Here is an 8541-nt window from a genome sequence, read left to right on the forward strand (position 1 = left end):
GCTCGTTCTCGACCCAACGTGGTCGCCGTTTTCGGCGTGCCTGTTTGCCGTCTTTCGGCTCGGTGCGTCCCCTCGAAGGACTCGAATGCTCACCTGTACGAATGCTCAACCAGCACGCGAACGTGCTCAACTCATTGCCTCCGGCGTATGTGTCTCGCGCGGGGCCAACCCCGTCTTGAACCACGTCGACCTCGTCGTCACACCTGCATCCCGGATGGCCATCGTCGGCGAAAACGGACGCGGAAAATCAACCCTCCTACACGTACTCGCCGGAACCCTCTCTCCCGACGCCGGCATAGTGCAACGCATCGGCACGATGGGCGTTGCCGAGCAGGAAATGCCGGCGCACAACTGCCGAACAGTAGGGCAAGCCGTCGCCGACGCGATAGCCGAGCCACTGCGCGCCCTGACGGAACTGGATGCGGCAATCCTCGCCCTCTCCGAGACATCTACCGACGGTGCTCAGCGATACGCAACAGCATTGGAACGCGCTGAAACACTTGATGCGTGGGATGCCGAGCGCCGGGTGCAGATCGCGTTGGAAGCACTCGACGCAGAAACCGACCTCGACCGGTCGCTGGACACACTGTCCGTGGGGCAGCGGTACCGGGTACGCCTGGCATGCCTCCTAGGCGCGGACGACGACTTCCTGCTCCTCGACGAGCCGACGAATCACCTCGACCGTGGCGGTCTAGAATTCCTGAGTGCACACCTCCGGACGCGCAACGGGGGCGTCGTCGTGGTCACCCACGACCGCGCACTGCTGTCCGAGGTGGCGGACACCATCGTCGATCTCGACCCCTCACCAGACGGTCGAATTCGTATGTACGGCAACGGCTATACCGGATATCGTGAAGGCCGCCTCGCCGAACGGGCGGCATGGGAGCAGAAATACATCCAGCAACAAGCCGAGCATGCTCGATTGAAGGACAATCTCAGCGCCGCGCAGAACCGTCTGCAGTCCGGGTGGCGACCAGAAAAGGGCACGAACAAGCACGGTCGCGCGACACGTGCAGGTGGACTCGCACAAAGCGTTCATCGCCGACAAGAGCAGCTCGACGCGCACGCGGTGACGGTGCCGGAACCACCTCAACAATTCAGATTCCCTGAACTCCGACCTAATACCGGCTCGGTGTTGCTCAGTGCGGATCGGATCGCTGTCGCCGACCGCATGACTTCGGAGGTTTCCTGCGTCCTCTCTCGCGGCGACCGGCTCGTTGTGACCGGCCCGAACGGGGCCGGGAAATCGACGTTACTGAGCGTGCTCGCGGGCGAGCTGAACCCCACAACGGGCGATCTGCGCAGGTCGAAGGGTCTGCGTCTCGGTTTCCTGCGTCAGGAAACCGATCTGCCGTTGCACCGACGTGCCAGCGAGGCGTACTGCGCGCACCTCGATGCGCTCATCGCGGCGGGGATTCTCGATTCGTCGGAAGCAGTCGGGCTCTCGCACCTCGGTCTACTTCGTGCGCACGAATCGAGCAAGCGGATAGGTGAACTTTCCATGGGGCAACAACGTCGCCTCGATCTGGCGATCGTGCTTGCGACCAAACCGCATGTCTTGCTCCTCGACGAGCCGACCAACCACCTCTCGGTGGCCCTCGTCGACGAACTCACCGACGCGCTCTCCGCCACCCCGGCTGCGGTAGTTGTCTCCACCCACGATCGACAGCTTCTCACCGACGTCCAGGAATGGCCCGCACTGCAACTGGCCGCAGCAGCAGTGAGCGAGGCATCGGAATGAGCGACTGCAAGACTGATGGACTGAAAGCGCTCGCGCCGCTGCACACACGGGACTCGCTTGGTCATGACTCGATCGGGGGTTTCGGTGTGCGAGTCGGCCTCGTATGCCCATGTCATGCCCATGCAGCCCAATCCGATTGCGCCGACCGCGGGGCCGTCGTTCCACAATGTGCGGGTGGGTATGCGGGAGTCGCTCATGCACGCGACTGTACTGCGCGAAATTCGGTGTCGGCCGCGCCAGCGAGGGCGTTAGCATCGGCGAATGGCAACTCCACACGGCAAAGTGTTCTTCGGCGACCGCATCATCGACGCACGCGACGCAACGCTCGGAGTCGCCACCTCGGCAGTTCTCTACGGGCTCAGCGTGTACACGGTGTTCCCGGTGCAGGTGAGCGAACAGTCGCGCACGGCGTTCCGGTTGCGCGATCACTATCGGCGTCTCGTCGAATCGTGCAAGATCATCGGCATCGACACCTTCGCGCCGGAGTGGACGTTCGAGCGCTTCGTCGACGTCGTACGCGAACTCGTGGCAGCCAACGAGCCGACCCGGGAGGTGTACGTCCGCGCCACCGTGCACGTCGACGAGTCCATCCCCGGTACCCGGGTGCGGGGCCTCCACACCACCGTGAGCATCTTTCTCTACGACGCGAATCCCATTGTCCCGCAGGACGGTATGCGTCTGAAAACCAGCGTGTGGCGACGTATACCCGACAGTGCGATCCCCTCGCGCGCGAAGGTCAACGGCGCCTACGTCAATTCCGTTCTCGCAAAACAAGATGCGATCGACAGCGGGTTCGACGACTGCATCTTCCTCGACATCAATGGTCACGTCTGCGAACTGAGCGCCGCGAACATCTTCATGGTCCGCAACGGAGTGCTGGTGACGCCGGACGTCACCAGCGACATCCTCGACGGTATCAACCGTCGAACCATCCTCACCCTTGCACGAGAAGAAGGGTGGGAGGTGCAGGAACGTACCGTCGACCTCACCGAGCTCTACATCGCCGACGAAGTCTTCGTCAGCGGCACCTCCGCGGGCGTCGCCCCGGTGTACGAAATAGACGGACGCTCTGTGGGCACCGGCGAAACGGGACCGGTGACCTCGACGCTGCGCAAGCGTCACCTCGCCGCTCTGTCCGGCCAGGACGAACACGGTTGGGTCACCGTCCTCTAGGGACCGGCCGGTGTCAGGCTTACGACCAGTACGTGAGCGCCGCGGTGACGAGTTCGAAGTTGCCGCGTGCCGGGGTGCCGTCGGGAAGAACGATCGTGTCTTCCAGTCCGATACGGGATGCGAGGCCATTTTCGACGGCCAGCCCCAGCGTCCGCCAGCAGGTGTCGTTCTGGCCGTGCAGCAGTAGCGGGATTCCGACGGGCGCGGTGAGGGCGAGCAACTCGTCTGCCACGGAAAGTGAAGCACCCGGCTGCACTTCGAGCAGTGCGCGCAGGCACTGCGTCGCAAGTCCGGAATCGAGCCAGGAGCGTGCTGCTTCGGCGTTCCACAGCCCGGCTTCGACGGCGACGCCGCGGTCGAGGAGCAGGGCCGCAACTTCGGTTGCCCCGGTCTCGTGCCAGTTGACGGACGCGAAGTCGGGCAGCGTCCTCCACGACGACACGGCCTCGAGGCGTGAGGCGAGGTCCGGGGTGCTCCAGGCGCCCGTCGTGACACCGACGGGAATGCCGGCTTCGCGGGCAGCGTCCACAGCGACGGTAACTCGGTCCGCGTCGAGCGAGTCCGTGCCGTCCGATGTTTTCGGGTGCACGTGGATGGCTTCGGCGCCGGCGCGAGCGGCGGCAACCGCTTCGGCTGCGATCTGCTCGCCGGTGACGGGCACTGCGTGGTGGTCGCTGTGAGTGCGTGGTCCGTTGATGCACGCTTTCAACTTCACGAGCTCGCTCCTGCGTCGAGTAGAACGGCGGCGGCGTCGCGGGCGGCGGTGGCCGCCTCGGGTGATTCGACGATGGCAGCGGTGGTTTGTGCGCCCTCGGCGAGAAGTGCGATCTGCAGTCCCACGCTGGGAGGGCAGCCGGCTTCGACGGCGAGATCGGTTACATATTCGAGGAATTCGCGCTTGTGACGGTGCGCTGCGTCGGCGACGGCGGGCATCGTGGCGCCGAGTTCGCCGAAGGAGTTGACGAATGCGCAACCCCGGAAACCGTCCTCGCGGAACCAGGCGTCGAGGAAGTCGAAGATCGACAGGATCTTCTCGCGTGGAGTGTCGTGGTCGGCGGCTCGGGCGCGGATGCCCTCGTTCCATGAGGCGGTGCGCCCGTCGAGGACGGCAGCGACGATGTCGGCTTTCGCCGGGAAGAGTGCGTAGATGCGTTTGAGTGATATCCCCGCGGCAGTGCGCAGCTCGTCCATTCCGACAGCCTGGACGCCGCGCGAGTAGAACAGTGTGTTGGCGGCACCCAGCACCGCGACGCGGGCTCCGTCCGTATCCATCCGTGTCGACCTCCTTGCACTTGCGCCGAGAACCATCGTTCTCTACATTAGTCCACAGCGGGAGAACGGACGTTCTCGCGTTCATCTGGCACCAGAGCGAAGAAGGACACAACCCATGGCTTTCATCAATGTCGGAACCGAGAACAGCACCCCCGTCGACGTCTACTACGAGGATCACGGCACCGGTCAGGCAGTCGTGCTGATCCACGGCTACCCCCTCGACGGCCATTCCTGGGAACGCCAGAGTGTCGCGCTCCTGAAGGCCGGCTACCGCGTCGTCACCTACGACCGTCGCGGATTCGGTCAGTCCAGCAAGGCCGGCACCGGTTACGACTACGACACCTTCGCATCCGATCTCAACGCCGTGCTCACCGAACTCGACCTGACCGACGTCATCCTTGTGGGATTCTCGATGGGCACAGGCGAACTCGCTCGCTACGCCGCGAAGTACGGAACCGACCGCGTTGCCAAGTTTGCATTCCTCGCGTCCCTCGAACCGTTCCTTCTGCAGACCGACGACAACCCCACGGGCGTTCCGCAGTCGGTCTTCGACGGCATCGACGCAGCCGCCCGCGAGGACCGCTTCGCGTGGTTCGACAACTTCTACAAGGACTTTTACAACCTCGACGAGAACCTCGGCAGCCGTATCAGCGAAGCCGCCGTGCGCAACAGCTGGAACGTCGCTGCCGGCAGCGCGCCCGTCGCCGCGTATGCAGTGGTTCCGACCTGGCTCGAGGACTTCCGCGGCGATGTACAGAAAGTCCGCGAATCCGGCAAGCCGACGCTCATCCTGCACGGCACCGCCGACAACATATTGCCCATCGACGCCACCGGGCGTGAGTTCACCAAGGCCTTCCCCGAAGCGCAGTACGTCGAGCTCGAAGGTGCACCGCACGGCCTGCTGTGGACCCACTACCAGGAAGTCAACGACGCCCTTCTCGCGTTCCTGAAGTAGTCGTCGTGCGAGCATGAAACGGTGATCGAAGCCGCGAAGCCGACCGTCGTAACGTCCCAGTCCGTGCGCTTGGGCGTATTGCTGGCGGCGGTCGGTGGTTTCGTCGACGTCTTCACCTTCATGACCCGAGATGGCGTGTTCGCCAACGCCCAGACAGCCAACGTCGTGTTGTTCGGCGTCGACATCGTGTCCGGCCAGTGGCGAACCGCGCTCGGTTACCTGCCTCCGGTGGTTGCATTCACCCTGGGCGTGTTCACCGCCGAATTCGTAGCTCGACCGTTCGTCGAGAAGCTCGTACGACGGCCGGTTCGCGCGGTGCTCGTCATCGAGATTCTGGTGATCACCGCAGTCGGGTTCGTACCGCTGTCGGTCCCGAATGCAGTTGTCACGGTATCGATTTCGTTCGTTGCGGCGCTGCAGGTGACCACGTTCAGGGTGCTCGTCGATCAGGCGTTCAGTACGACGATGACCACCGGAAATCTCCGCAGCCTCGCGCAGGCCGTGTTCCACCGCATCGCCGACGGCGACAAGACCGCCGGCGCGAGAGCACGCAACTTCGGCCTCGTCATCACCGGCTTCCTCGGCGGCGCCGTGTTCGGAGCCGTCATGGTCCGCACGCTCGGCACCGGTGCTGCCTGGGTTGCCGCCGGCATGCTCGTCGTCGCGCTGGGAATGTTCATGTACGACGAGCGGCGCGGGATCCCCCGAGTATCCCGCGCCCGCCGTCAGGCCTGAAAGCCTCGTCAGGATCGAACGACGACGACCCCGTCGGCGTCGCTGTAGACGATCTCTCCCGGATTGAACGTCACGCCGCCGAACTCGACGGGCACGTTCTTCTCGCCCGACCCCGTCTGGGTGCTCTTGCGCGGATTGGTGCCGAGAGCTTTGACGCCGATCTCAAGAGTGCGGAGGATCGCCGAGTCGCGAATCGCCCCGTTGACGATGACTCCGGCCCACCCGTTGGAGACGCCGCGGCCGGCGATGATGTCGCCGACCAATGCCGTGTGGATGCTCGCGTCGCCGTCGACGACCAGGACGCCACCGTTGCCCGGCTCGCTCAAGGTTTGCTTGACCAGCAGGTTGTCCTGGAAGCACTTGATGGTCGTGATCGGTCCGGCAAATTCGGCATGCTTCCCGAACTGCACGAATTGCGTGTCACAGCTTCGGATCTCAGGCCCGATCTCGTCGGCCAGGTCTGCGGTTGCCTTGAATTCGACATCACTCATGGCGGGGAGCTTAGTCCAGGCGTCCGTGCCGCCTCTCGTAGTCCTCGCGGGTGCGATCGATCTTGCGCTGGGTATCGGCGTTGAGCAGTTGAGGGTCCAGATCGTGTACCAGCAGCCGGTGACGCCGGTAGACGTTCATGAGCGCGATCGCGAAGTACACCAGCGGAATGAACAGCAATGCAATCATCGCGAGCCCGATCCACAACGGGCCGGGTACCAGCAGGAACAGCGACAGCAGTGGAATGACCGGGAGTGTGAAGCGGAGGAGGTACCGCGCCTGAGCGCCCTTGCCGACGAGGTCCTCGCGGACCCAGTCCTGCATCGACGGCGGTAGAACCCGACCGAACTGGTAGCCCAGATACTGGCCGAAGCTCGGGCGTTCGCGGCTCACCATGGTTCACGCACGTCGCGGACGGCCGCTGCACCGATCGCCAGAGCGGCGACGTCCTCCACCAGCGCTGCAGCGAGCGGCGCGATCCTCTTCGACGCCCACCCGCGGTAGGAGTAGCCCGCGTACGATCCGGCGATCGCGGACACGGCGCCGATGAGCGTCGCGGAGACCTGGTCATCGCCTGCTCGTCGAGCAAGTGCGTACGCCCCGGCGGCGCCCGCAGCGATGCGTCCGGCCAGCACCGGCGGAATCAACCGGGACGGAGTCGACGGCAACTTGTCGGCGACGAGCTCACCCGCGATAGCGACCACCCCGACGCCTGTGGCCAGCCGCTCGTAGTGAGTCCCGTCGAAATACGTCATCAAAAAAGTGCCGATACCGACGGAACTGCGAAAACCGCTTGCCTTGCCGACTGCCGCAGACCGAACGGCGGAACGAAGCGTTGGTGTCATCCCTCGAGTATCCCCTCGCCGCCGCCGCCGCGGTGTCCGAACACCGTGTTAGCGTGTGGCGTCTTCGGGGGGAGCGGGAATCAGATTGAAGAAGCAGTTACTACGCACGGCTATTTTCTTGGGGTTGCTGTACGCGGCTGTCGCTGTGCTGCCGACGTTGGGGCCGGATGCTCCCGGTAGGTACGAAGGCGTCGCGGCCGCACCGACAACCACCACTGCGCGCACGACCGGGGTTCCAACACCGACGACACCTCGTCCGACCCTGCCGCCGGGCTTTCCGTCGAGGGAATTTGCGCCGCCGGAGATCGAGGTGTCGGAGGGTGATCCGATTCCGATCGACACCATCTACGGGCTCAGCTACACGGTGCCCGGGGATTGGCGGTTCATGCGAGGCGGCGTGATGGGGTGGGAAGGAGCTGAGGGGTCCGTAAGGTTCGGCGATATAGCCGACTAGGGGTACGACTACTGCCCGGAGTTTCGCGATGGGGCAACAAAAGCGGACACGGGAATTACTGGCCGACACGGCGTCGATATACCCTCGGCTGCATACGAAGTCAGCCGTTCGGCGGAGCTAATTTTCAGGGATGAACCCGCGGATTCCGTCGTAATCGAGTACTCGGAACCGATGGATCTGACAATCGACGGTGCCACCGCTGTTCGCTACACCGTGACGGCGTCGAACCTTGCCCAGAAGTACGATTGCGACCCGACCGAAGCGACATTCGACGTAGTCGCTACGCAGGGATATTCGAACGCGACCGTCGCCGTGTTCATGGTTCTGGCAGAGAAGCATAAGACCGGCTTTGTCGCTTCCGAGACGGTCGAAGACATCGTATCCAGTCTTCGGCGAACTGACCGATGAGGAAGCAGTTATTACGCACGGCTGTGTTCTTGGGGTTGCTGTACGAGGCTGTCGCCGTGCTGCCCACGTTGGGGCCGGAAGCTCCTGGGAGGTACGAAGGCGTCGCGGCCGCACCCACAACCACCACTGCCCGCCCGACCGGGGTTCCAACACCGACTACACCTTCTCCCACATTGCCTCCGGGATTTCCGTCGATGGAATTCCCGCCTCCGGAGATCGAGGTGCCGGAGGGTGATCCGATCAGAACTCGACACCGCACGTAGCGACCACGCGTCGCTCACCGACAGACTGGCCACGACGAAACGGCGCGACCGCAAGTCCCTCGAACCTGCCGTCGACGACACGCGACTACGGGAAGCCCGCCTCGCCCGTCAGGTCCGCGACACTCAACGCGCTGCACAGGACGCCGCTGGCCGTGTGCGGGCCGAAACCAGTGAATGGCCCGCGATCACGGCACGCGCCGCCGACC

At 64.2% G+C, this 8541-nt stretch carries 12 protein-coding genes; 7 read left to right on the forward strand and 5 right to left on the reverse strand.

Going from position 1 to position 8541, the window contains the following annotated elements; translation table 11 throughout:
- Nucleotides 1–85 precede the first annotated feature (85 nt).
- Together WBQ44_RS22570 and WBQ44_RS22575 are read left to right on the forward strand one after the other, a co-directional pair.
- On the forward strand, nt 86–1741 hold the full coding sequence (locus WBQ44_RS22570; RefSeq protein WP_495568901.1) for an ABC-F family ATP-binding cassette domain-containing protein: 1656 nt from the start codon (nt 86–88) through the stop codon (nt 1739–1741).
- Between the two features lie 261 nt (nt 1742–2002).
- A complete protein-coding gene (locus tag WBQ44_RS22575) occupies nt 2003–2914 on the forward strand; it encodes an aminotransferase class IV (RefSeq protein WP_495568891.1) in 912 nt (303 codons plus the stop codon).
- A gap of 19 nt (nt 2915–2933) precedes the next feature.
- Here the strand turns inward: WBQ44_RS22575 and WBQ44_RS22580 are convergent, their stop codons facing one another.
- Nucleotides 2934–3629 (reverse strand): 3-keto-5-aminohexanoate cleavage protein, encoded by a 696-nt coding sequence (locus tag WBQ44_RS22580; RefSeq protein WP_495568892.1) that lies wholly within the window; start codon nt 3627–3629, stop codon nt 2934–2936.
- Nucleotides 3626–4186, reverse strand: coding sequence for a TetR/AcrR family transcriptional regulator (locus WBQ44_RS22585; RefSeq protein WP_495568893.1), 561 nt, complete (start codon nt 4184–4186; stop codon nt 3626–3628). Before WBQ44_RS22585 ends, WBQ44_RS22580 begins: the two co-directional genes overlap by 4 nt.
- A gap of 115 nt (nt 4187–4301) precedes the next feature.
- Between WBQ44_RS22585 and WBQ44_RS22590 the strand changes: the two genes are divergently transcribed.
- Nucleotides 4302–5141, forward strand: coding sequence for an alpha/beta fold hydrolase (locus WBQ44_RS22590; RefSeq protein ID WP_495568894.1), 840 nt, complete (start codon nt 4302–4304; stop codon nt 5139–5141).
- 21 nt (nt 5142–5162) lie between these two features.
- The gene (locus WBQ44_RS22595) at nt 5163–5876 is read left to right on the forward strand and encodes a YoaK family protein (RefSeq protein ID WP_495568895.1); all 714 of its coding nucleotides are present in this window, start codon (nt 5163–5165) and stop codon (nt 5874–5876) included.
- An 8-nt stretch (nt 5877–5884) separates the two neighbouring features.
- On the opposite strand, the gene rraA is transcribed toward WBQ44_RS22595, so the two are convergent.
- The 3 genes from rraA to WBQ44_RS22610 are packed head-to-tail and all read right to left on the reverse strand — an operon-like array spanning nt 5885 to nt 7210.
- The gene (gene rraA, locus WBQ44_RS22600; RefSeq protein ID WP_495568896.1) at nt 5885–6367 is read right to left on the reverse strand and encodes a ribonuclease E activity regulator RraA; all 483 of its coding nucleotides are present in this window, start codon (nt 6365–6367) and stop codon (nt 5885–5887) included.
- Nucleotides 6368–6377: 10 nt separating this feature from the next.
- Nucleotides 6378–6761, reverse strand: a complete 384-nt coding sequence (locus WBQ44_RS22605; protein WP_495568897.1) for a DUF5313 family protein — start codon at nt 6759–6761, stop codon at nt 6378–6380.
- On the reverse strand, nt 6755–7210 hold the full coding sequence (locus WBQ44_RS22610; RefSeq protein ID WP_495568898.1) for a hypothetical protein: 456 nt from the start codon (nt 7208–7210) through the stop codon (nt 6755–6757). The genes WBQ44_RS22605 and WBQ44_RS22610 overlap by 7 nt, the downstream gene beginning before the upstream one ends.
- Before the next feature lie 55 nt (nt 7211–7265).
- Here WBQ44_RS22610 and WBQ44_RS22615 point away from each other — a divergent pair, with 55 nt between their 5' ends.
- From WBQ44_RS22615 to WBQ44_RS22625, 3 genes are all read left to right on the forward strand, one after another.
- Nucleotides 7266–7664, forward strand: a complete 399-nt coding sequence (locus WBQ44_RS22615) for a hypothetical protein (protein ID WP_495568899.1) — start codon at nt 7266–7268, stop codon at nt 7662–7664.
- Nucleotides 7665–7718: 54 nt separating this feature from the next.
- Nucleotides 7719–8072, forward strand: a complete 354-nt coding sequence (locus WBQ44_RS22620) for a DUF8017 domain-containing protein (RefSeq protein WP_495568902.1) — start codon at nt 7719–7721, stop codon at nt 8070–8072.
- 231 nt (nt 8073–8303) lie between these two features.
- The coding region (locus tag WBQ44_RS22625) for a hypothetical protein (protein ID WP_495568900.1) at nt 8304–8541 on the forward strand (238 nt) is incomplete at its 3' end.

This window comes from Rhodococcus sp. (in: high G+C Gram-positive bacteria) (assembly GCF_049591685.1).
Classification (GTDB): Bacteria; Actinomycetota; Actinomycetes; order Mycobacteriales; family Mycobacteriaceae; genus Rhodococcoides.